Origin of the sequence: Allohoeflea poritis (assembly GCF_027889715.1) — a bacterium.
Lineage (GTDB): Bacteria > Pseudomonadota > Alphaproteobacteria > Rhizobiales > Rhizobiaceae > Hoeflea_A > Hoeflea_A poritis.
This window is the reverse complement of the sequence record NZ_JAPJZH010000002.1, coordinates 342427-365198: the sequence shown is the minus strand read 5'-3', so window position 1 is coordinate 365198 and position 22772 is coordinate 342427. Positions and strand designations below refer to the sequence as shown.

Below are 22772 nucleotides of genomic sequence, written 5' to 3'. Positions count from 1 at the left end.
AGGGATGCGGCAGCCGATTGTCAGCGACGAGACTTGCGTCGGTGCGCTAGGTCCCGCGCTCGGACCAGCCCGCGAATATGCGTTCCAGCATGACGACGACGTAGAACAGCAATATGCCGAGTGCCGCAAGAGCAATGAGGACGGCGAACATCAAGGGATAGTCGGCATTGATCTTGCCGCTGTCGAAGAGGTGTCCGAGACCTTTGCCGTGCGGTTCGACGATTTCCATGAGGTTGGTGCCGATGAAGGCGAGCGTCACCGAGACCTTCAGCGCGCCGAAGAATTCGGGAAGCGTTTTGGGCAGCGCTATCTTCCGGAAGATCGTGAAACGGCTGGCGCCCAGCGCCCGCAGAATGTCCCTGTATTCCGGCTCCAGTGTCGAAAGGCCGATGGAAATCGAAACGGCGATCGGAAAGAACGAGATCATGAAGGCGATCAGGATCGTGTTCGTATCGTGCATGCCGACAAAGATCAGCGCAATCACCGGAACGACGGTTGCTTTGGGCACGGCGTTGAAGCCGACAAGCAACGGATAGAGCGCGTCGCGCATCAGCTTCGAAAAGCCCATGACCATGCCGAGCAAGGTGCCGACGATCACCGAGAGTGCGAGGCCGACGACCGTCCTCCACAGCGTGTCCCAGCCATATTCCAGGAACAGCCACCGATACTGCCACATGGCAGGTCCGATATCGGTGGGCGAGGCCATCTTGTAATTGGGCCAGCCGTTGAACCAGACGAGCCACTCCCACAACAGCAGGAAAATCAGGACGGCGGCCACGGGCACGCCTATACGATGCATCTTGCTCATCGGCCCTGAAACCCGTCAGACATTGGCATCGACGCGTCCCTGCGCGATTTCGATCTGGTGGCGCAACTCATGCAGCATCTCCGTGGCGCCGGGCGAATACAGATCCTCCAGCGTGCGGTTTTCGGGCAAATCCACATCCAGCGTGAACTGGACATGAGCCGGCCGTCCGGACAGGACGACGACGCGTTCGGCCAGAAAAACCGACTCCCGCAGATCGTGCGTGATCAGAATGCACGTAACGTTCTCTTCCTTGCGCAGCGCCTGCATGATCTGCCACAAATCCTCGCGGGTGAAGGCGTCGAGAGCGCCGAAGGGTTCGTCCAGTATCAGGACCTCGGGACGGTGGACGATGGCCCGGCAAAGCGAGGCGCGCTGGCGCATGCCGCCGGAAAGCTCCGAGGGGCGCTTGTTTTCAAATCCCGCCAATCCAACCAGTGACAGGAGCTCGTGGGCGCGGGCGGTCCTATCGGACTTGGAGAGATTGTTCGGCACGATCTCCAGCGGAAGAACGACATTTTCGATGATCGTGCGCCATTCCAGAAGCACCGGATTCTGAAACGCCATGCCGACGGTGGCGCGCGGGCCGCTGACCTCTTCACCGTGGAGAAACACCTGGCCTTCGTCCGGTTTCAACAGCCCCGCGACCAGGCGGGTCAGGGTGGACTTGCCGCATCCGGAAGGCCCGACAACCGCCGTGAAACTCCGGTCCGCACATGCGAAGCTCAGATCGTCGAGAACCGGAAGCGGTCCGGATTCCGTCTGATAGGTATGCGTGACCGCACGCAGTTCGATGCGCGGGCCTGAAATCGTGTCGGCGGGGAGGGTGACCTGTTCGTTCATCGATCATGCCGGCGGCTTTCACCGCCGGCAACCTGCCTTACTTTACGGTTCGATCCGAGGCGTCCGGAAGATATTCGTCTGTAAAGTACAGCGTCGCATCCGGCGCATTCTTGAACGCGTAGGTTTGCGAAAGCTGCGTGAGTGCCTTCGCGAACCGGTCCGCATCGATGTCGCCGATGCCGTTGCTTTCGGTATAGTCGGTGACGACATTGGCATTGATGGCAAGCTGCAGACGTCGTGTTTCCAGATCCACATCGAGCGCCGGGTTGCGCTTGGCAATCATTTCCACGCTGCCTTTCGGGTCAGCGATCGCATCGCGCCAGCCATTGGCGACGGCACGCAGAAAGCCTTTGACCAGTTCCGGATTGGCAGCCGCGAAGTCCGTGTTGACGATCACCGCATTGCCATAGAGGGACAGGCCGTGGTCTGCCATCAGTATCACGGAAATGTCTTCCTCCGGCACGCCAAGGCGAACCAGATTCAGGAAGCTGGAGAAGGAAAATCCGGTAATCGCGTCGACCTTGCCCTCGGCCAGCATCGGCTCGCGAGTCGGGAAGCCGACCGGCTCCACCGTCACCTTGCCAGGATCGATCTCATTTGCGGTGGCAAAAGCCGGGAATTGCGCCCATGCGCCATCGGGCGGCGGTGCGCCCAGCGTCTTGCCTTCAAGATCCTTCGGCGCGCTCACACCCTGCGATTTGCGGCCGACCACCGCGAAGGGCGGCTTGTCGTAGATCATCATAACCGCCTTGACCGGCGCGCCGGGGTTCTGGTCGAGAAACTTGATCAGGCTGTTGATGTCCGCAAAACCGACCGGGAACGCTCCGGTCGCCACTTTCGGTATCGCGTCCAGAGATCCCTTGCCGGGGCTTATCTCGACGTCGAGACCCTCGGCATTGAAATGCCCGTTGTCGATCGCCGCGAAGTAGGCCGCGCTCGGCCCTTCAAATTTCCAGTCGAGGGCAAACGGCACCTTGGTGGACTGTGCATTGCCGTGGCCTGCAAGCGCAAACATCGCCAGCAATGCGATCGCTGTTCTTTTGATCATGTTTGGTGTTCCCTGTTGTCACTCATGCTTGTTGTTCTGATTTTGTGCATCGCAAAATAGGGACATGCCTCATGGCACGTGTCAAGTGGATGTCATGATTGGACCGCGGTTCGACCGCGCATCCTCCACAGCCCTGTCATCGGCTATCACGTACCGGCGCGCGCAATAAGTTCGCCATGCAATCAGGCGTCTGCATTGCCGCCCGACAGGGCGCTCCAGTAGCCTCGCCGGTAGGTCTAGCGCGGCTTGATGCCGTTCAGCAGGATGGAGAGGATGGAATCGGTGGCGTCGTCGAAAAATGCCGGTCGGACCGTCTGCTCCGGGAGGATGGCGCGGATCTGGACGTCGAAATCCGCATAGTGCTGCGTGGTCGCCCAGATCATGAAGATCAGGTGGTATGGATCGACCGGCGCCAGCCGGCCCTCATCGATCCAGCGGAGAATCACGCCGGCCTTCTCGTCCACCAGCCGCTTGAGATTGGTTTTCAGGAAATCCTGGATCGCCGGGGCGCCATGGAGGATCTCATTGGCGAAAAGCCGCGAGCTCTCCGGCTTGCTTGCCGACAGCTCCATCTTCAGGGCGATATATTTGCGAAGCTCCTCGACCGGGTCGCCCTCCGGGTCGATGTGACGGAACGGCGTCAGCCAGTCCTCCAGCGTGTCTTCCAGAACGGTGACGTAGATGTCTTCCTTGCGCGGAAAATAGTAGAGCAGGTTGGGCTTCGACATGCCGGCTTTTTCGGCAATCTGATCAATCGTTGAGCCGCGAAATCCGTAGGTGGAAAAGACCTCGAGGGCGGCCTCCAGGATGATGCCGCGATTGATGCCTTGTATGCGCGTCCGCTTGTTGCTGGAGCTTGCCATGAATGACTGGTTTCGTTCTTTCCTTAGGCAGTTTGCCTTTATATTGGGCTCTTAGGCTTGCAACAGCTTTGTCCGGTGTGCAAGTCCCTTGTTATTTTCGTCTTGAATAACAATAGCTCTTGACCGTCTCTCTGTGCTCTTCTAGCCTACATTTTGACCATTCAGTCAAGTTTTTCGACTTGCCGTTAATGGAAGCTAAAGGGCGCCCGGGCGGCCACGCCCGCCGAATTGGGAGGTCAGGGTCATGAATGCTCCGGTCACAACGAACAATCTTGATGCCTTCTGGATGCCGTTTACGGCCAACCGCCAGTTCAAGAAGAATCCGCGCATGTTCGTCTCCGCCGACCGCATGCATTACGTCACCGCGGAAGGCAACAAGGTGCTCGACGGCACGGCGGGGCTCTGGTGCGTCAATGCGGGCCACAACAGGCCGAAGATCGTCGAGGCGATCCGCCAGCAGGCCGGCGAACTGGACTATGCGCCTGCTTTCCAGATGGGGCATCCCAAGGCCTTTGAACTGGCTTCCAAACTGGTTCAGTTGACGCCGCCCGGGATCGACCATGTCATGTACACCAATTCCGGATCGGAATCGGTGGAAACGGCGCTGAAGACAGCGCTGGCCTATCACCGGGTCAAGGGCGACGGCTCGCGGTTCCGGCTGGTCGGGCGCGAGCGCGGCTACCACGGCGTCAATTTCGGCGGCATCTCCGTCGGCGGCATCGTGCCCAACCGCAAGATGTTCGGAACGCTGCTGACCGGCGTCGATCATCTGCGCCACACCCACGATCTGGAACGCAACGCTTTCACGCGGCTGGAGCCAGAGCACGGAGTGGAACTGGCGGAGGATCTGGAGCGCATTATCGCTCTGCATGACGCCTCGACCATTGCGGCCGTCATCGTCGAGCCTGTGGCCGGTTCGACCGGCGTGCTGCTGCCGCCCAAGGGCTATCTCAGGCGGCTGCGCGAGATCTGCGACAAGCACGGCATCCTGCTTATCTTTGATGAGGTGATTACCGGGTTCGGCCGTCTCGGAACGCCATTCGCGGCCGATTACTTCGACGTTACCCCGGACATCATGGTGACGGCCAAGGGCCTGACCAACGGCGTCGTGCCGATGGGCGCGGTGTTTGTGAAGAACGAGATCCACGATGCCTTCATGAACGGCCCGGAGCACATGATCGAGTTCTTCCACGGCTACACCTATTCGGGCAATCCGATGGCATCGGCGGCGGCGCTCGGCACCCTGGAGACCTATCAGGAGGAGGGCCTGCTGACGCGCGGCGCCGAGATGGCGCCGTATTGGGAAGAGGCGCTGCACTCGCTGAAGGGCCTGCCGCATGTGATCGACATCCGCAATATCGGCCTGATCGGTGCGATCGAGCTTGAGCCGATTGCCGGCGAGCCGACGCGGCGCGCTTTCTCGGCGTTCCTGGATGCCTACAACAAGGGCCTCCTCATCCGCACCACGGGCGATATCATCGCCCTGTCGCCGCCGCTGATCATTGAGAAGAGCGACATCGATGTCCTGGTCGATACGCTGGGCGGCGTGCTTAAATCGCTGGACTGAGAAAAACAAGCATACTCAAGGAGGACACCGATGACACTGACCGGAAATATGAGGATCAACGGTGACCGGCTTTGGGATGCCCTGATGGAAATGGCCAAGATCGGCCCCGGCGTGCGCGGCGGCAACAACCGGCAGACACTGACCGACGAAGACGCCGAGGGCAGGGCGCTGTTCCAGAAATGGTGCGAAGACGCCGGCATGAGCATGGGCGTCGACCAGATGGGCAATATGTTCTTTCGGCGCGAGGGTACCGATCCGGACGCGTTGCCGGTCTATGTGGGAAGCCATCTCGATACCCAACCGACGGGCGGCAAATATGACGGGGTGCTCGGTGTTCTGGGCGGTCTCGAAATCGTCCGCACGCTCAACGATCTCAACATCAAGACCAAACATCCGATCGTCGTCGTCAACTGGACGAACGAGGAAGGCACGCGGTTCGCGCCGGCCATGCTCGCTTCCGGCGTTTTTGCCGGCATGCACACACAGGACTGGGCCTATGACCGGGTCGATGCGGAAGGCAAGACATTCGGCGACGAGCTGAAGCGCATCGGCTGGCGCGGCGAGGAAGAGGTCGGCGACCGCAAAATGCATGCCTTCTACGAGCTGCACATCGAACAGGGCCCGATTCTGGAGGCTGAGGAAAAGGACATCGGCGTGGTCACGCACGGGCAGGGGCTATGGTGGCTGCAGGTGACGCTCACCGGCAAGGACGCGCATACGGGCTCGACCCCGATGCCCATGCGCCGCAATGCGGGGCTCGGCATGGCGCGCATCGCCGATCTCGTACACGACATCGCCATGAGCCATCAGCCCGAGGCAGTCGGCGCCATCGGCCATTGCGATTTCCATCCCAATTCCCGCAACGTCATTCCGGGCAAGGTGGTGTTCACCATCGATATCCGCTCGCCGCACAGGGATGTGCTCGACGGAATGAAGGCGCGCATCGAGGCGGAAGCGCCGAAGATCGCCCATGATCTCGGGCTGGAAATCGAGATCGAAGAGGCCGGTCACTTCGATCCGGTCGCGTTCGACGAGAACTGTGTTGCGGCCGTGCGCAACGCCGCCGAGCGGCTCGGCTATTCGCACCGCAACCTTGTATCGGGCGCCGGGCATGATGCATGCTGGATCAACCGCGTCGCGCCGACCGCGATGGTGATGTGCCCCTGCGTCGACGGGCTGAGCCACAATGAGGATGAAGAGATTTCTCCCGAGTGGGCGCGCGCCGGCGCGGATGTATTGTTTCACGCCGTCGTCGAGACGGCGGAGATTGTTGAATAAGTTGGGAGACTGACATGGCAAGCACGGTTATCAAGGGCGGAACGGTCGTCACCGCCGATCTGACCTACGCGGCGGACGTCAAGGTGGAAGGCGGCGTGATTACGGAAATCGGGCCGAACCTGACCGGCGACACGCTGCTGGATGCGACCGGCTGCTACGTGATGCCGGGCGGCATCGATCCGCATACCCATCTGGAAATGCCCTTCATGGGCACTTACTCCACCGACGATTTTGAGAGCGGGACGCGCGCGGCGCTTTCCGGCGGCACGACCATGGTGGTCGATTTCGCCCTGCCGTCGCCTGGCCAGTCGCTGCTCGAGGCGATCCAGATGTGGGACAACAAGTCGACCCGGGCCAATTGCGACTATTCCTTCCACATGGCGATCACCTGGTGGGGCGAGCAGGTCTTCAATGAGATGGAAACGGTTGTGCGCGACAAGGGCATCAACACGTTCAAGCATTTCATGGCCTATAAGGGCGCGCTGATGGTCGACGATGACGAGATGTATTCGTCGTTCAAGCGCTGCGCGGAACTCGGCGCCCTGCCGTTGGTCCATGCGGAGAATGGCGATGTGGTCGCGCAGTTGCAGGCGCAGCTGCTGGCCGAAGGCAATAACGGGCCCGAGGCCCATGCCTATTCGCGCCCGGCCAAGGTTGAAGGCGAAGCGACCAACCGGGCGATCATGATCGCCGACATGGCGGGCGTTCCACTCTATGTGGTGCACACTTCGTCCGAACAGGCGCACGAGGCGATCCGCCGGGCGCGCCAGAACGGCATGCGTGTCTATGGCGAACCGCTGATCCAGCATCTGACGCTGGATGACAGCGAGTACGGGCATCACGACTGGGATCATGCGGCGCGGCGCGTCATGTCGCCGCCGTTCCGCAACAAGAAGCACCAGGATTCGCTGTGGCACGGCCTTGCGGCCGGCTCGCTCCAGGTGGTGGCGACGGACCACTGCGCCTTCACCACGGAACAGAAGCGCTATGGCGTCGGCGATTTCACCAAGATTCCCAACGGCACGGGTGGTCTGGAGGACCGCATGCCGATGCTGTGGACCTATGGCGTCGTCACCGGCCGGCTGACGATGAACGAATTCGTCGCCGTGACGTCGACCAATATCGCCAAGATCCTGAATGTCTATCCGAAGAAAGGCGCGATCCTTGTCGGCGCCGATGCCGACATCGTCGTCTGGGATCCCAAGCTTGAAAAGACGATCACCGCCGAGAGCCAGCAATCGGCCATCGACTACAATGTGTTCGAAGGCAAGGAGATCAAGGGTCTGCCGCGTTTCACCCTGACGCGCGGGCTGGTTTCGGTCGAGGACGGCGAAATCAAGACCAGGGAAGGCCATGGCGAATTCGTTGCGCGCGAGCCGTTCCACGCGGTCAACAAGGCGCTGTCGAAATGGAAAGAAGTCACAGCTCCACGGAAAGTCCAGCGCACCGGAATTCCGGCCAGCGGGGTTTGATGAATGGCATTTGCCTGCGCCTCTGAAATGCAAGACAGCACCGGAACCGCCGCATGAGCGTGGTCATTGACGCCAAGGATCTGGACCTGACCTTCCAGACCAATGACGGTCCGGTGCATGCGCTGTCCAACATCAACCTGCAGGTCCAGACCGGCGAGTTCGTGTCGTTCATCGGCCCGTCGGGCTGCGGCAAGACCACCCTCCTGCGGGTAATCGCCGATCTCGAAAAGCCGACGGGCGGGTCGATCTCGGTCAATGGCGTGACGCCCGAACAGGCGCGGCTCGCCCGGGCTTATGGCTATGTCTTCCAGGCTGCTGCGCTTTATCCGTGGCGCACCATCGGCGGCAATATCTCGCTGCCGCTTGAGGTGATGGGGATCGCCAAGGCCGAGCGGACGGAGCTGATCCGCAAGAACCTCGAACTCGTCAACCTGACCGGCTTCGACAAGAAATTCCCCTGGCAGCTTTCCGGCGGCATGCAGCAGCGGGCCTCGATTGCGCGCGCGCTGTCGTTCGATCCGGATATGCTGTTGATGGACGAGCCGTTCGGCGCGCTCGACGAGATTGTCCGGGACCATCTCAACGAGCAGCTCCTCAAATTATGGGCGCAGACCAAAAAGACCGTTGTGTTCGTCACGCACTCCATTCCCGAAGCGGTTTTCCTTTCAACGCGTATTGTGGTCATGAGCCCGCGTCCGGGGCGCATCCACGAGATCATCGATTGCGATCTCGGTGACGACCGGTCGCTCGATATCCGCGAGTCACCGGAGTTTCTTGCGATTGCGCATCAGGTGCGCGAAGGTCTGCGGCAGGGGCATTCCTATGACGATTAAATGCGGGGCGACACCGCTAACAGGGAAGGCAGGTCGATGAGAGAGAGAACCGGTTTGTCCGGCATCTTTTATGACCGCGTTCTTCCGGTCGGGACGGTTGTCGCCGTCATTGTCGTTGCCTGGTACGCATTTGCCGTGCTTTTGAATGCGCCGTTCGAGCGCGATCAGGCGGCTCGGGCCGGAACCGAGATTTCAACATCGCAGCTCGTCAGCAACACGATGGCGCAGGATCGTCCGGTTTTGCCGGCGCCGCACCAGGTGGCGAGCGAGATCTGGGAAACGACGGCGCTGAAGAAGATCACGTCCAAGCGCAGCCTCGTCTATCATGGCTGGATCACCCTCTATTCGACCCTGATGGGATTTGTCCTTGGGACAGGTCTTGGCATCCTGCTCGCTGTGCTGATCGTGCATTCCAACATTCTCGACAAGAGCCTGATGCCGTGGATCATCACCAGCCAGACAATTCCCATCCTGGCGATCGCCCCGATGCTCATCGTTGTCTTGAACGCGATCGATCTGTCGCGCTTCCTGCCCGATGCGCTAGCGGGTACGCATGTAGAGTATATCGTCAAGGATGTACTACCCAAGGCTCTGATCTCGGCCTATCTGTCGTTCTTCCCGGTCGCCGTGGGCATGGTGAAGGGATTGCGCTCGCCGGATGTCATGCATCTGGACCTCATGCGCACCTACAATTCCAGCCGTTCGCAGGTTTTCTGGAAGCTGCGCTGGCCGTCGGCGGTGCCGTTTCTCTTCACCTCCATGAAGGTCGCCGTGGCCATCAGCCTTGTCGGCGCCATTGTCGGCGAACTGCCGACCGGCGCGGTTGCCGGTCTGGGCGCGCGGTTGCTGACCGGTTCCTATTACGGGCAGACGATCCAGATCTGGTCGGCGCTTGTTTCAGCGGCGGTGCTTGCCGCCATGCTGGTCATGCTGGTCGATCTTTCCTCGCGCATCGTGATGAACCGCATGGGCATGGCGCGATGAACAGCGGCGTGCTGATAGCCGCGTTGCTCTTCTGGGTCGCGGCCTGGCTCGCCAATATGTGGCTGGTGCGGTTGCGCCCGGCCCATCAGCCGCTGACGCAGTCCATCAATCTGCTCATACCGGCGCTTTTCGGCGCGGCGCTGATCGCGCTGTGGGAGGGCATCACCGTCGGCTTTAATATTCCGAGCGTGCTTTTGCCGCCGCCGAGCATGATCTGGGCGCGGATCACATCGTCCGTCGATATTCTGTGGGCGGACTTTTACCAGACCTTCCTGAAGGCTGTGCTGGCGGGTTACGCCATCGGCTGCGCGTCCGGCTTCATTGCGGCGGTCGTGGTCGATCGCGTGCCGTTCCTGCGCAAGGGGCTCTTGCCGGTCGGCAATCTTGTCGCGGCGCTGCCGGTCATCGGTATCGCGCCCATCATGGTGATGTGGTTCGGTTTCGACTGGCATTCAAAGGCGGCGGTCGTCGTTGTCATGACCTTCTTCCCGATGCTGGTGAACACGGTGGCCGGGCTTGCCGCCAGCGGCGCAATGGAGCGGGACCTGATGCGGACCTACGCTTCGGGATACTGGCAGACGCTGGTCAAGCTGCGGCTTCCGGCCGCAATGCCGTTCATCTTCAACGCGCTTAAGATCAATTCCACCTTGGCCCTGATCGGGGCGATCGTCGCCGAGTTTTTCGGCACGCCGATCGTCGGCATGGGCTTTCGCATTTCAACCGAGGTCGGTCGCATGAATATCGACATGGTCTGGGCTGAAATCTTTGTCGCGGCGCTTGCGGGTTCGTTGTCCTACGGATTGCTGGCCCTCATCGAACGCGCCGTTACATTCTGGCATCCGTCCTACAGGAGCTGACAAAACAAAAAGACGGAGCCCTAACCAGAGGAGTGACTGAAATGAAGAAATTACTGGCTCTCAGCCTCGGCCTTGCCATGGGCCTTGCGACAAGTACCGCCCTGGCGGCGGACAAGCTGACCCTGCAGCTCAAATGGGTGACACAGGCGCAGTTCGCCGGCTACTACGTTGCCAAGGACAAGGGCTTTTACGACGAGGTCGATCTCGACGTTGAAATCAAACCCGGCGGTCCGGACATCGCGCCGCCGCAGGTGATCGCCGGCGGAGGCGCCGATGTGATCATCGAATGGATGCCGGCGGCACTGGCCTCGCGCGAAAAAGGCGTGCCGCTCGTCAACATCGCCCAGCCGTTCAAGCGTTCCGGCATGATGCTGACCTGTCTGAAGGAAAGCGGCATCACCAAACCCGAGGATTTCCGCGGCCGCACGCTCGGTGTCTGGTTCTTCGGCAACGAATATCCGTTCCTGTCCTGGATGAGCCAGCTCGGCATTCCGACCGACGGATCGGACAATGGCGTGACCGTTCTCAAGCAGGGCTTCAATGTGGATCCGCTGCTGCAGAAGCAGGCCGACTGCATCTCGACCATGACCTACAACGAATATTGGCAGGTCATCGATGCCGGCATCGCCGCAGAGGACCTGATCACCTTCCAGTATGAGGACCAGGGCGTTGCGACGCTTGAAGACGGCATTTATGTGCTGGAAGCCGATCTCGACGATCCGAAGAAGGTCGACATGTTCCAGCGTTTCGTCGCGGCCTCGATGAAGGGCTGGAAATTCGCCGAGGAAAACCCGGACGAGGCTGCTGAAATCGTGCTTGAAAACGATGCGACCGGCGCCCAGACCGAAAAGCACCAGAAGCGGATGATGCGCGAGATCAACAAGCTCGTCGCCGGCTCCGACGGAACGCTCGATCCTGCCGACCACGACCGCACGGTTCAGTCGCTTCTGGCCGGCGGTTCCGATCCGGTGATCACCAAGGAGCCGGAAGGTTCCCACACGGACAAGATCACCAGCGGCATGTGACGCTGAATTCCCGAAACAGAAAGGGGGCCCTTGGGCCCCCTTCAAATTCAGTCCAGGCCCCTCGACAGTCCATCGAGGGGCTTGTTTTTTATCCGGCAGCGGCCAGTTGCGGTTCCTGCATATGTGCCAGGCCGCGGTCACGCTCCAGTTTGAACGTGTTGATCTTGCCGGTCAGGCTGCGAATCTCCTCGGCCATCTCAGCCGTTACAGCATTTGATTCCTCGACCATCGCGGCGTTTTCCTGCGTCGTCTGATCCATCTGGGCAACCGCCTGGCTGACTTCCCGGATGCCGGACAACTGCTCGGTGGCCGACACGGCGATGGACTTGATCTGCTCGCTGATATTCGTGACGTGCTCGGAGATCTGGGAGAGAGACTGGCCGGCCGCTCTCACCATTTCGCCGCCATTGGTGACTTCCTGTCCCGATTTCGTGATCAGCTCCTTGATCTCGTCGGCTGCGGTCGTTGCCCTTTGGGCGAGATCACGCACCTCCTGCGCGACGACGGCGAAGCCCTTGCCGACCTCGCCGGCCCGTGCCGCTTCCACGCCCGCATTGAGGGCGAGCAGGTTTGTCTGAAATGCGATTTCGTCGATCACGTTGATGATTGTGGAGATCTCGTTGGAAGCCTTTTCGATGCGTTCCATCGCGGACATTGCGTTGACAACGACCTCTCTGGACTGTTCGGCGTCGCTCTTGGCGGAATCGGCTGCCTTGGCGGCGTCCGAGGCCTGTTGCGTGGAGTGTTCCACCGTCTTGGTGATCTCCTCGAGCGCAGCCGACGACTCTTCCAGAGATGCAGCCTGCCTTTCCGTCCTGCCGGAAAGGTTGTCGGCTGCGTCTCTGATGCTGGCCGACTTGGAGTCGATCGAATGGGCGTCGGAGGAAATCTGGCTCAACGTTTCGTTGATCTTGCTGATCGAGTTGTTGAAATCGTTGCGCAGGCCATCAAGGCTTCCCTCGAAAGGATCCTCCAGCCGGAATGCAAGGTCGCCATCGGCAAACTTGCTCAACCCTTGGGCCATCGAAGAAACCGCGAACTGAACCTGTTCGTTCTCCACGGCCTTCTGGGCTTCCCGGTCCGACCGCTCCTTTTCCGTGGCCTGTCGTTCCTCTTCCGCGCTTCTTTCAATTTCCTGCTTCTCTATCGCAGCATCCTTGAAGCTGGACAGCGCTTCCGCAATCAGGCCGATCTCGTCTTTCTGGCCAAGCGCCGGGATGGTTTCGTCGAGTTTGCCCGAGGCTATGTTGCGCATGGCGCTCGACATGTTGATGACAGGGCGTGAGATGGCGCGCGAGATCGCATAGATCAGCAGGATCCCGACCAGGATAGCGACGAGGGAAACAATCTCCGTCTCCAGTACGGCGTCGCTGACTTCCTGAGTCGCCTGCGGGCCTAATGTGTCCTGCAGTCCCTTGTTGGCCAGCTTCAGCTGCTCCGTCTGCTCGGCAAGCCTCGGTCCGATTACATCCAGCGTGCCGCGAATAATGCCGTTGCGTTCGTTGATGATTTCGACAACGTTGTTGAACGCCGCCTCGTACTCTCCGGCTTCTTTCAGAACGCTTGAGGCCAGTTCGCGACGCTTCGGGTTCTGCAGCTCGCTGAGCATCCTGCCTGCCAACGACTTGAAGTCCGCAAGTTCGCTGTTGGCCCGTTCCGCGCTTGCCGGTTCGTTGTCGATCAGAAACCGGTTGGCATAGAGGCGTGCGAGCAGAAGGCTCCTGAGGTCTTTACCCGCATAGAAGCTGGCTGTCGCATCGTTGTCCGCAAAGGCGCTTTGCATGATCTCGGTGAGGTTGCGTTCGGCTGACGGGCCGAGCGTGTTGAGCGTGTCGACGATTTCGTTGCGCTGTTTGACGAGTTCCGTCACACGGTCGAACGAGGACTGGTACAGCGCAATGTCCCTCTTTGCCGTCGCCATGAGTTCCAGCGCTTCGGGGCGCGTGAACATATCCTGCGCCTCTTCGATCAAGTTCGAGGTCGCCACGATCCGGCCGCTGACCTTCTCGGCCGCTTCATCGGTGTTTTTCAGGATGTAGTCTTTGGCGTAGAGCCGGGCCAGAAGAAGGTTGGCCTGAATGCGCCCCAACTGGTTGGTCTGTATGGCATATGACCTGTATTGCTTGAAATTCCGGTCTGCGCCGGTCAGGCCGAGATAGGCGATCAGCGAGACGGCAACAAGAAATACGAGGATCAAACCGGTGCCGATGCCGATTTTCTTCGCAATGGTGAGATTGTTGAAGATCCCAAACAGACCCGTGGGTGAATTTGTGCTGGTGGTTCCCATCTTGATACCCTGTGAAGTCGATTCCAGTCGGTCCGATCCGGCACGGGTAAAACATGCTGGAAACAGCGAAATGGAATGAGCAATTGAGTTGAGGCGCGCTACGTCGGCACTGGCGGCGAACACAAGCGACTAATTCACTCGGACTGGTAGAGGCCGCGACCTATATTGGTAAACAAGAACGGCGAATAATTTGTAAATGATCTCTACTTTAGGTGGCTAACTTTATGTATTTTTGGTTATTGATGCATGTTTATAGTTGCAATACGTGAATATTAAATTCGGCTTGTCGGGTTCTGTATTCAACGCCCGCAAGGGCGCTGGAATTTGCCGGCGAAACCGAAAGACCTCAAGCTAATCGCAACTCGCTCTAGGCTGCCCGGTCCTGACGGATCATGTCAGCCGCTTTCTCGGCGATCATGATGGTGGGCGCGTTCGTGTTGCCGCCGACCAGTTTCGGCATCACCGATGCGTCGACAACCCGCAGCCCATCCAGCCCCCTGACCTTGAGGCGAGGATCAACGACGGCCATATCGTCGGTGCCCATCTTGCAGGTCCCGACCGGGTGATAGACCGTGTCAGCGCGCTGGCGGATATCGTCGCGCAAATCGTCATCGCTGAGGCCGGAATAAGGATAAACATCCTTCTTGCGGAACGGCTGCAGGGCAGGGGCCTCCAGGATCTGGCGGGTCATCTTGACGCCGGCCAGGAGCGTGTCCTCGTCGCGCGCATCAGCCAGAAACTGCGGATCGATGCGCGGTTGCTTCAGCGGATCGGAATCGATCAGCCCGACTTCGCCGCGCGAATGGGGCCGTAATATGCAGACGTGGCACGAATAGCCATGACCGACGTGCATTTTGCGGTTGTGATCGTCGACGATCCCGATGACGAAGTGCAACTGGACGTCCGGGCGTTCCAGGGAGGGGTTCGTTTTCAGGAAAGCGCCGGCCTCGGCGATGGGCGAGGCGAGCATTCCGGTGCCGGTGCGCCTCCACTCCAAGGCCGCGGCGATCTGGCGGTCAAACCGTTTCGGCGTAATGCCAAGGACGTCCCAGGTGCCCGTCTTGCTGGCGAAGACATAGTCGAGATGATCTTGGAGATTCTTGCCGACACCCGGCAGTTCATGGACTGTATCGATGCCGTGCGCGGACAATTCGTCCGCCGGGCCGACGCCCGAAAGTTGAAGCAGTTGCGGCGAATTGAACGCACCGCCGCTGAGAATGATTTCGCGCCCGGCCTGTATCTGCTTTTCCTCGCGGCCGACGCGGTAAGCGACACCCACGGCCCGTTTTCCGTCGAAGACGATGCGTGTCGCATGGGCATTGGTGATGATCGTGAGGTTGGGCCGCTTCTCGTTCGGATGCACATAGGCGGCCGCTGCCGAGCAGCGTTCGCCATTCTTTTCGGCGCTGTGAAACTGGGTGACCTGATAAAGGCCGACGCCTTCCTGGTCCGGACCGTTGAAGTTTTCGTTGTGGACATGCTGGCATTGCCTGGACGCCTCGATGAAGGCGTGGCTGATGGGGCGCGGCGAGCGCTGGTTGGAGACCTGCAGCGGACCGCCCGCACCGTGCAATTCGTTGCTGCCCCGTTCGTTGTTTTCCGCCTTCCGGAAATAGGGCAGGACCTCGTCGAACGACCAGCCGTCGCAGCCAAGATCGGCCCAGTCGTCATAGTCGGCACGGTGACCGCGTATATAGATCATGGCGTTGATGGCGCTCGATCCGCCCAGCGCCTTGCCGCGCGGCTGATATCCCCGGCGCCCGTTCAGACCCGGCTGCGGAACGGTTTCAAAGGCCCAGTTGTTGATCTTGAGCGGCCAGCCGGAAAGGGTCGCGGCGGTTCCGACCGGCATGCGGACCAACAGCCCCTTGCCGTCACCGCCGGCTTCAAGAAGACAGACCGAGATGTCCGGATCTTCGCTCAGGCGTGCCGCAAGAACGGAACCGGCCGAGCCACCGCCGACAATCACATAGTCAAACATCGTGAACACCTCCCTGAACGCTTCACAATCCCAGCGCACGCGTTGCCTTGGCGCGGGCGCCTAGGTGTAGCACAACCCCGATCGCTGAAAAAAGAATGGTGGGTATTTGACAAAATTGTCGAACGTGTTCCCGGAATGGGCTACGACTGCCGAATACGGTCGCCTACGCTCCGGAGGCCCTGAGGCGAAGGCAGGTCAGACCGATTTCATTCAAACCGAAACGGAGTGCCGGGCCTTGCCCTTGCGCAGGTAACTGTCGAACTCTGCGGCGATGGTGCGCACATAGGGGCGTCCGGATTCCGTGACCCGGTAGGTTGCGGCATCCTTGACGAACAGGTCATGTTCGTCGAATTCCGCAAGCGCATCCGCCTCCTTCAAAAGTGCATCGGCTGCCGCGCCGAACCTAGTTCTCAGTTCATCGCAGGAGAAGGCGAAATCGCACATCAGCCGCTCGATCAGCCAGCCGCGCATCGCGTCGTCCTGCGACAGCTGGATACCGCGCACTGTCGCCAGCCCGCCTTCGGCGTCGACGCGCCGCTGGTAATCATGCGTCGATGGTGTGTTCTGAACATAGCCCTGGGGCAGCCGGCCGATGGATGAGGCGCCGAGCCCGATCAGCGCGTCGGCATTGTCGGTCGTGTAGCCCTGGAAGTTGCGGTTGAGCGCGCCTTCGCTCTCTGCCTGGCTGAGCGTGTCGTGCTCGCGTGCAAAGTGATCCATGCCGATGCGGCGATAGCCGTTTTCCGTCAGCAGCGCTGCGGCCCGGTCGGCCTGCGCAAATCGCTCTTCGACGCCCGGCAGCACGGTTTCGTTGATCATGGTCTGGTGCTTTTTCATCCACGGGACATGTGCATAGCCGAACAGGGCGATCCGGTCCGGATCGAGCGACAGGATCTTGGCGACCGTGTCGTCGACCGTTTCCAGGCTCTGGTGCGGGAGGCCGTAGAGCATGTCCAGATTGACGGACGCAACGCCGCGCGCGCGCATGGCGTCCACGACGGCGCGGGTCTGCGCGAAGGTCTGCGGACGGTTGATCGCCGCCTGGACCTTCGGATCGAAATCCTGGACGCCGAGGCTGGCGCGGGTGACCCCGAATGCCGCCATGGCGTCGTATTTATCCTCGTCGAGATCGTTCGGATCCATTTCGGTGCTGATTTCCGCATCGGCGGAAAGAACGAAATGCGTCTCGATGGCTGACCGCAGAGCCGCGAAATCCGCAGGGGCGAGCATGGTTGGCGATCCGCCGCCAAGATGCAGATCGGTCACCACAGCCGTATCGCTCGTCAGCGCGCCGATCGTCGCGATTTCCTTGTAAAGTGATTCAAGATAGCGCTCTATCGGCTTGTATTGACGGGTTTGTTTGGTGGTGCAGCCGCAGAACCAGCAAAGGCGGTCGCAAAAGGGGATATGGACGTAGAGCGAGACCGAACTGCCGGCGGGCAAGGCGCGCAGCCATTGCCCGTATTGCGCGGCGCCGATCGCTTCACTGAAATGCGGCGCGGTGGGATAGCTGGTATAGCGGGGCGTCGGCTTCTTGAGTTTCTCGACCAGGATCTCGTGCATCAACCTGCTCCGATACAAATTTTCCGGCTGTCCGCCGGTGCGCGCAAATGGCGTAACAAAGTTGCGGGAATTCCTAGCGTGGCCTCCGGCCGGGCTCATTGATCCTTGTCAAAGGGTGAGACAATTGGCTGCATGCGATACCGGAAAGGGCAAGACGGACGGATTTACAACATGTTGCGGGCAGCCAGGCCGTTCTTGAAGTTGATTTTCGCGCGTCAATGGCCATTGATCGCACACATATCGAAAGTGTATGAATACAAGGAAGATACCGGCAGATAACCGGATAAAAAATGACAGAACACCGTAGGGATATTCACAACTCCGATATGCCGGTCCTGTGCCAGGCCTGCGAAGCGCGCCATCACGGAATGTGCGGCTCCTTGACGCCTGAGGAGCTGACGCATCTGAACAAGGTGGCCAGCCGGCGGGAGATCAAGGCAGGAACAGCCCTGGTGGCCGACAGCGAGCCGGTCACACACTATTCGAACATCCTGTCGGGGGTCGTCAAGCTGACGAAGATCCTGGCCGACGGGCGGCAGCAGATCGTCGGCCTGCAGTTTGCGCCGGATTTCCTTGGCCGTCCGTTCAAGACCTCCAGCGATACCAACGCGGAATCGGCGACAACCGTCCGGATCTGCACCTTTCCGCGCAAGGCGGTCGACCGCATGATCGAGGAGAGCCCGAATCTCGAACACAGGCTTCTGCAGCAGACGCTCAATGAGCTTGACGAGGCACGCGGCTGGATGGTCACGCTGGGTCGCAAGACGGCGGCGGAGAAGGTTGCCAGCTTCCTTTATCTGATCGCCACCCATATCGATCCCGAGTCGGAAGGCGCCGACGGAATCGTATTCGAACTGCCTTTGACGCGGGCCGATATCGCCGATTTCCTCGGTCTGACCATAGAAACCGTCAGCCGGCAGATGACGAAACTGCGCAAGGACGGGGTTATCCAGATCGAAAACAACCGCCACGTGACAGTGCCCGACATGGAACGGCTGGCGCACCGGGCGGCCGTCTGACGCAAAGAGCGGCGAATTCGAAAACTCCGGTCCGGATCCCAATTTGGCCATGATCGCTGCTTTACAACCAGTGATTGCTTTGGTCTGATATGCAGCGGAACCAAGCTTCAAATAACCGATCGGTGAGTTTTTGAATGCCAACAACCAATCGCCTGGGGCTCTTGCTTCCCGATCTGTCACTGACCGTAATCAGGTTTCCAATTCCTGTTGCGGTCAGCGTGATGGCAGCGGTCATTTGCAATCTGCAAATAGCTGAAATCATAACCTTATCGAGTATTTACAATCCTCCTTACGCGGGCATCTGGCTGAAAACGGAATCATTGTATGGCGCTCTTGGTGCCGCTTTCCTGGCATCCGGCGCGGCTCATCTGTTCGCCGAGACGCGGCAAGTCAATTGGATAACAGGCGTGGTTCTTGCGCTTGTCGCCGGGATCGTCGCCACGATGCCATTCTGGTTCGTCACCGCGCTTGAGTTCCAGGTCTTGACGATGTTCTGGCTTCCGGGACTGGTGCTGCTTGTCATGGTGGCAGGCTATCTGCGCCCTGGCAGTGACGACAACGCGATCTGGATCTTCAATGCCCGGCTGGCGCTGGCGATCGTTCTGGCAAGCGTTGTCGGGCTGATATTCTTCCTTGGTCTGGTGGCGATTGTCGAGAGTGTCGAGTACCTGTTCTCGATACGATTGGGTTCCGACAGTGCCGAACATATATTGTGCACGGCAACGATGCTTGTCGGCCCGATATTCGGCCTTTCCATGGTGTCTCGCGACCTTTCCGAGCCTTTCGAGCCGCGAGCGCATTCGGGATTGCTGATATCCGGTTCGTCTCTGCTTCTCAACTATCTGTTGATTCCGATCGCGCTTGTCTATGTCGCAATACTCTATCTTTATGCCGGCCGAATACTGCTGAACTGGGAATTGCCGCGAGGACAGATCGGCTTCATGGTCCTGCTGTTCGCCATTGGCGGGACGGGCATATGGCTGATCGCAAAGCCGTGGCAACGGGATGGTTCAGTCCTGATACGGACCTTTCAAAAAAGCTGGTTCTGGCTGTTGATCGTACCGCTTGGCCTCCTCTTCGTCGGCCTCTTCCGGCGGGTCTCGGAATATGGTGTCACACCGGAGCGGTACGGTCTGGCGGTTGTCGGATTGTGGGCGATCGTTCTGGTCGTCTGGTGCGCGGCCCGGTCGTCCAAGATCGGCCCGCGCCTGATCATTGGCCTGCTTTCGGTATTCCTCCTCCTTTCCAGTTTCGGGCCGTGGGGCGCCAATTCCGTAAGCGTCCGAAGTCAGTATGCGCGTTTGATTGTGCTCTTGCAGGAGGCGGGACTTCTGCGTGACGGCGGGGTTGGAGACGTAGGTCAACTCAGCTCCAGGCAGTCCGAGGACGGCCGTTCGATTGTGAATTTGCTTGCGGAGGCCGGACACCTCGAATTGCTGGCGCCCCTGTTTGCGGGACGGGCAGACGATCCCTTCGAAAAAGACGGCATGCAAGCGGATGCGCAGGACATAATCCGCCAATTGAATATGGATTCGCCTTCCAGCGACCGCTCCGAATACGTCTACTATTCCGGTTGGACTGAGACCTTGGAGTTCGCCGTGCCCGAAGGGGCGGTTTTCTACGGCGGTCACCGATTCGGAGAATCTTTGACAAGCGGGAGCAACACCGACAGTTCAGGCCTGACAATCGCTGTCAGCGGCTCAAAGGTCATTATCTCCAGGGGCGACGATATATGGCAGGTTGCCGTGGAGGATATGTTTGAGCGAGCACGGGCGGCGGATGCCGCGCCGGCCGAATCCGGACCGCTGGTCTTCAATCTGCGGAGCGAGCGGGGCAATGTCCAGCTCATCGTTTTCGAGTTTCGGGGTCGGATCACCGATGCGTGGTATGAGATCGAGATGGCGGATGCGATCGTCCTGTGGTCCGAATAGCAGTGCGTATCGGTATTCGGTTTGAGGCAAGCCGGAAAGGCTACCCGGTCACCAGTCCGATTCGTTCTTCCATTGCCGCGTGGCGCAGCATGCGCACAAGGTGCTCGTGCTCGAAGGCGATGTGGCGGCGCAGGGCTTCGAAAAAGCCGCGGAGCATGTAGCCGGTCGCCTCGGGATTTTTCGGTGCGTTGGCTGTTGCCAGCTCATGCAGTGCGTCCGCGAGTTCCTCGGCGAAGCACTCGTCCTCACAATGTTCGAATTTCAGACGCGTGATTGTCGTTTCCAGCTCCGGCGCACCGCCGAGGCTTTTCATGGCCCGCGGGTAGAGGGTCTCTTCCTCGTAACTGTGGATGTCGCGAATCAACGGCAGCAGCTTGTCGGCGAGACGGCTGCAGGTCTGCCTGTTGATCTGGCCAGGTATCGAATCGGCGATCTGCTCAAGCATGTCGCACAGCGCCAGTTGCGTCAGGTGGGCTTTTTCAAGGGCCTCCAGCGGATCGCCGTCCGGTGCGCTGAAAAACCGCGCCGATTCGTCGATCAGTTCCAACGCCGCGGGCTGGTGCATCAGAACCTCCGTGACTTCGCCGTTATGCACCGCTGGCGAAGTTCCATCCTATCCGGTATCAATTCAAGGGCATTGAGCATAGCCGTGACATATGCGTCAAAAGGTCAATTGCTGCATTGATCGAGATCAATGAAGATCTTTGCATATTTTGAAATAAAGCGGCCTGTTTGGTGGGAAAGGGACCCGCCACCTTAGTTATGCTGCCTATTTGGGGGTAATCAATGAAATTCGCTGTCGAGACCGTCGCTGTCGGCATCGGAGCCTTTCTGGCTCTGCTTGGTGCAGCCTTTGCACGGGACAACATGTTCGCAGCCCATATGTGGGTGCTGTTTTTCGTGTTGCTGATCTCCGTCGTCGTGCTGCTGCGCAACGCCAAGTTCAGCACGGCGCAAGCCGCTTCCGCACCGGCCGATACATCCGGCTACAGTGACGAAGTGGTCAAATACGGGGCGGTTGCGACGCTCTTCTGGGGGATTGTCGGTTTTCTTGTCGGTGTGGTGGTTGCCGCACAGCTTGCCTTTCCGGATCTCAACATAGAACCCTGGTTCAATTTCGGCCGCATGCGGCCGCTGCATACCTCGGCGGTGATCTTCGCCTTCGGCGGCAACGCCCTTCTGGCGACGTCCTTTTATGTCGTGCAGCGCACCACGCGGGCGCGGCTGTGGGGCGGCAATGCGGCCTGGTTCGTGTTCTGGGGCTATCAGCTGTTTATCGTGATGGCGGCGACCGGTTATCTTCTGGGCATCACCCAGGGCCGGGAATATGCCGAGCCGGAATGGTATGTCGATCTGTGGCTGACGGTCGTCTGGGTCGTCTATCTGCTGGTCTTCCTCGGCACGCTCATGAAGCGCAAGGAGCCGCATATCTATGTGGCCAACTGGTTCTACCTCGCCTTCATCGTGACGATCGCCATGCTGCATGTCGTCAACAATCTGGCGGTGCCGGTTTCCTTCCTCGGCGCCAAGAGCTTTTCGGCTTTTGCCGGCGTGCAGGACGCGCTGACGCAGTGGTGGTACGGCCATAACGCGGTCGGCTTCTTCCTGACCGCAGGCTTCCTCGGCATGATGTACTACTTCATCCCGAAGCAGGTCGGCCGGCCGGTTTACTCCTACCGCCTGTCGATCATCCACTTCTGGTCGCTGATCTTCCTCTACATCTGGGCCGGACCGCACCATCTGCACTATACGGCGCTGCCGGATTGGGCGCAGACGCTCGGCATGGTCTTTTCCGTCATGCTGTGGATGCCCAGCTGGGGCGGCATGATCAACGGCCTGATGACGCTGTCGGGCGCCTGGGACAAGATCCGGACCGATCCGATCGTGCGCATGATGGTGATCGCCGTCGCATTCTACGGCATGTCGACCTTCGAAGGCCCGGTCATGTCGATCAAGGCGGTGAACAGCCTGAGCCACTATACCGACTGGACCATCGGTCATGTGCACTCCGGTGCGCTGGGCTGGGTCGGAATGATCTCCTTCGGAGCCATCTACTATCTGGTGCCCAAGCTTTGGCACCGCCAGCGGCTCTATTCGCTGCGGCTTGTCAACTGGCATTTCTGGCTCGCCACGCTCGGCATCGTCATCTATGCGGCGGTGATGTGGGTGGCCGGTATCCAGCAGGGCCTGATGTGGCGCGAATATGATGATCAGGGCTTCCTGGTCTACTCATTCGCCGAGAGCGTTGCCGCGATGAAGCCCTACTACATCCTGCGGACCGTCGGTGGTGCTCTGTACTTCGTTGGCGGACTCGTCATGGGCTACAACATCATCATGACCATCCTCGGTCGGGAACGGGAGGAAGCTCCCATACCGGGCAGCCAGCCTGCCGTGCAGCCGGCCGAATAGGAGATAA

General features: G+C 59.8%; 18 protein-coding genes. 10 read left to right on the top strand and 8 right to left on the bottom strand.

The window, feature by feature from the left end:
• Positions 1-46: 46 nt before the first annotated feature.
• From OOZ53_RS04690 to OOZ53_RS04675, 4 genes are all read right to left on the bottom strand, one after another.
• Complete coding sequence (locus OOZ53_RS04690; protein ID WP_271088164.1) at positions 47-808, bottom strand: ABC transporter permease; 762 nt, start codon at positions 806-808, stop codon at positions 47-49.
• 15 nt (positions 809-823) lie between these two features.
• The gene (locus tag OOZ53_RS04685) at positions 824-1648 is read right to left on the bottom strand and encodes an ABC transporter ATP-binding protein (protein ID WP_271088163.1); all 825 of its coding nucleotides are present in this window, start codon (positions 1646-1648) and stop codon (positions 824-826) included.
• A gap of 37 nt (positions 1649-1685) precedes the next feature.
• Entirely contained in the window at positions 1686-2696 is a 1011-nt protein-coding gene (locus OOZ53_RS04680) for an ABC transporter substrate-binding protein (protein WP_271088162.1), read from the bottom strand.
• 236 nt (positions 2697-2932) lie between these two features.
• On the bottom strand, positions 2933-3559 hold the full coding sequence (locus tag OOZ53_RS04675; RefSeq protein ID WP_271088161.1) for a TetR family transcriptional regulator C-terminal domain-containing protein: 627 nt from the start codon (positions 3557-3559) through the stop codon (positions 2933-2935).
• Between the two features lie 244 nt (positions 3560-3803).
• On the opposite strand from OOZ53_RS04675, the gene aptA reads away from it, so the two are divergent.
• The 7 genes from aptA to OOZ53_RS04640 are packed head-to-tail and all read left to right on the top strand — an operon-like array spanning position 3804 to position 11575.
• Positions 3804-5126, top strand: coding sequence for an omega-aminotransferase AptA (gene aptA, locus OOZ53_RS04670; RefSeq protein WP_271088160.1), 1323 nt, complete (start codon positions 3804-3806; stop codon positions 5124-5126).
• 30 nt (positions 5127-5156) lie between these two features.
• Positions 5157-6404, top strand: a complete 1248-nt coding sequence (locus tag OOZ53_RS04665) for a Zn-dependent hydrolase (protein ID WP_271088159.1) — start codon at positions 5157-5159, stop codon at positions 6402-6404.
• Between the two features lie 14 nt (positions 6405-6418).
• On the top strand, positions 6419-7876 hold the full coding sequence (hydA, locus tag OOZ53_RS04660; protein ID WP_271088158.1) for a dihydropyrimidinase: 1458 nt from the start codon (positions 6419-6421) through the stop codon (positions 7874-7876).
• Positions 7877-7929: 53 nt separating this feature from the next.
• The gene (locus OOZ53_RS04655; protein ID WP_271088157.1) at positions 7930-8709 is read left to right on the top strand and encodes an ABC transporter ATP-binding protein; all 780 of its coding nucleotides are present in this window, start codon (positions 7930-7932) and stop codon (positions 8707-8709) included.
• 36 nt (positions 8710-8745) lie between these two features.
• On the top strand, positions 8746-9693 hold the full coding sequence (locus OOZ53_RS04650) for an ABC transporter permease (protein ID WP_271088156.1): 948 nt from the start codon (positions 8746-8748) through the stop codon (positions 9691-9693).
• Positions 9690-10550, top strand: a complete 861-nt coding sequence (locus OOZ53_RS04645) for an ABC transporter permease (RefSeq protein WP_271088155.1) — start codon at positions 9690-9692, stop codon at positions 10548-10550. The genes OOZ53_RS04650 and OOZ53_RS04645 overlap by 4 nt, the downstream gene beginning before the upstream one ends.
• Before the next feature lie 41 nt (positions 10551-10591).
• Entirely contained in the window at positions 10592-11575 is a 984-nt protein-coding gene (locus OOZ53_RS04640) for an ABC transporter substrate-binding protein (protein WP_425499107.1), read from the top strand.
• An 88-nt stretch (positions 11576-11663) separates the two neighbouring features.
• On the opposite strand, the gene OOZ53_RS04635 is transcribed toward OOZ53_RS04640, so the two are convergent.
• The 3 genes from OOZ53_RS04635 to hemN form a co-directional block, all read right to left on the bottom strand.
• A complete protein-coding gene (locus OOZ53_RS04635; RefSeq protein ID WP_271088154.1) occupies positions 11664-13862 on the bottom strand; it encodes a HAMP domain-containing methyl-accepting chemotaxis protein in 2199 nt (732 codons plus the stop codon).
• A 367-nt stretch (positions 13863-14229) separates the two neighbouring features.
• Positions 14230-15843 carry a GMC family oxidoreductase gene (locus tag OOZ53_RS04630; RefSeq protein ID WP_271088153.1) on the bottom strand — a complete coding sequence of 538 codons (1614 nt, stop codon included), beginning with the start codon at positions 15841-15843 and terminating at the stop codon, positions 14230-14232.
• Positions 15844-16053: 210 nt separating this feature from the next.
• Positions 16054-17406, bottom strand: coding sequence for an oxygen-independent coproporphyrinogen III oxidase (hemN, locus tag OOZ53_RS04625; protein ID WP_271088152.1), 1353 nt, complete (start codon positions 17404-17406; stop codon positions 16054-16056).
• 290 nt (positions 17407-17696) lie between these two features.
• Between hemN and OOZ53_RS04620 the strand changes: the two genes are divergently transcribed.
• Both OOZ53_RS04620 and OOZ53_RS04615 read left to right on the top strand, forming a co-directional pair.
• On the top strand, positions 17697-18425 hold the full coding sequence (locus tag OOZ53_RS04620) for a Crp/Fnr family transcriptional regulator (protein ID WP_271088151.1): 729 nt from the start codon (positions 17697-17699) through the stop codon (positions 18423-18425).
• 134 nt (positions 18426-18559) lie between these two features.
• A complete protein-coding gene (locus OOZ53_RS04615; protein WP_333780583.1) occupies positions 18560-20356 on the top strand; it encodes a DUF4153 domain-containing protein in 1797 nt (598 codons plus the stop codon).
• Positions 20357-20396: 40 nt separating this feature from the next.
• On the opposite strand, the gene OOZ53_RS04610 is transcribed toward OOZ53_RS04615, so the two are convergent.
• Positions 20397-20921 (bottom strand): hemerythrin domain-containing protein, encoded by a 525-nt coding sequence (locus tag OOZ53_RS04610; RefSeq protein ID WP_271088149.1) that lies wholly within the window; start codon positions 20919-20921, stop codon positions 20397-20399.
• Positions 20922-21142: 221 nt separating this feature from the next.
• Between OOZ53_RS04610 and ccoN the strand changes: the two genes are divergently transcribed.
• Positions 21143-22765, top strand: a complete 1623-nt coding sequence (ccoN, locus tag OOZ53_RS04605) for a cytochrome-c oxidase, cbb3-type subunit I (RefSeq protein WP_271088148.1) — start codon at positions 21143-21145, stop codon at positions 22763-22765.
• Positions 22766-22772: the final 7 nt, after the last annotated feature.

Excerpts from the sequence above, each read along its gene's own strand:
- OOZ53_RS04690 (WP_271088164.1), bottom strand. The coding sequence starts at position 808 with ATGAGCAAGATGCATCGTATAGGCGTGCCCGTGGCCGCCGTCCTGATT.
- OOZ53_RS04685 (WP_271088163.1), bottom strand. The coding sequence starts at position 1,648 with ATGAACGAACAGGTCACCCTCCCCGCCGACACGATTTCAGGCCCGCGC.
- OOZ53_RS04680 (WP_271088162.1), bottom strand. The coding sequence starts at position 2,696 with ATGATCAAAAGAACAGCGATCGCATTGCTGGCGATGTTTGCGCTTGCA.
- OOZ53_RS04675 (WP_271088161.1), bottom strand. The coding sequence starts at position 3,559 with ATGGCAAGCTCCAGCAACAAGCGGACGCGCATACAAGGCATCAATCGC.
- aptA (WP_271088160.1), top strand. The coding sequence starts at position 3,804 with ATGAATGCTCCGGTCACAACGAACAATCTTGATGCCTTCTGGATGCCG.
- OOZ53_RS04665 (WP_271088159.1), top strand. The coding sequence starts at position 5,157 with ATGACACTGACCGGAAATATGAGGATCAACGGTGACCGGCTTTGGGAT.
- hydA (WP_271088158.1), top strand. The coding sequence starts at position 6,419 with ATGGCAAGCACGGTTATCAAGGGCGGAACGGTCGTCACCGCCGATCTG.
- OOZ53_RS04655 (WP_271088157.1), top strand. The coding sequence starts at position 7,930 with ATGAGCGTGGTCATTGACGCCAAGGATCTGGACCTGACCTTCCAGACC.
- OOZ53_RS04650 (WP_271088156.1), top strand. The coding sequence starts at position 8,746 with ATGAGAGAGAGAACCGGTTTGTCCGGCATCTTTTATGACCGCGTTCTT.
- OOZ53_RS04645 (WP_271088155.1), top strand. The coding sequence starts at position 9,690 with ATGAACAGCGGCGTGCTGATAGCCGCGTTGCTCTTCTGGGTCGCGGCC.
- OOZ53_RS04640 (WP_425499107.1), top strand. The coding sequence starts at position 10,592 with ATGAAGAAATTACTGGCTCTCAGCCTCGGCCTTGCCATGGGCCTTGCG.
- OOZ53_RS04635 (WP_271088154.1), bottom strand. The coding sequence starts at position 13,862 with ATGGGAACCACCAGCACAAATTCACCCACGGGTCTGTTTGGGATCTTC.
- OOZ53_RS04630 (WP_271088153.1), bottom strand. The coding sequence starts at position 15,843 with ATGTTTGACTATGTGATTGTCGGCGGTGGCTCGGCCGGTTCCGTTCTT.
- hemN (WP_271088152.1), bottom strand. The coding sequence starts at position 17,406 with ATGCACGAGATCCTGGTCGAGAAACTCAAGAAGCCGACGCCCCGCTAT.
- OOZ53_RS04620 (WP_271088151.1), top strand. The coding sequence starts at position 17,697 with ATGACAGAACACCGTAGGGATATTCACAACTCCGATATGCCGGTCCTG.
- OOZ53_RS04615 (WP_333780583.1), top strand. The coding sequence starts at position 18,560 with ATGCCAACAACCAATCGCCTGGGGCTCTTGCTTCCCGATCTGTCACTG.
- OOZ53_RS04610 (WP_271088149.1), bottom strand. The coding sequence starts at position 20,921 with ATGCACCAGCCCGCGGCGTTGGAACTGATCGACGAATCGGCGCGGTTT.
- ccoN (WP_271088148.1), top strand. The coding sequence starts at position 21,143 with ATGAAATTCGCTGTCGAGACCGTCGCTGTCGGCATCGGAGCCTTTCTG.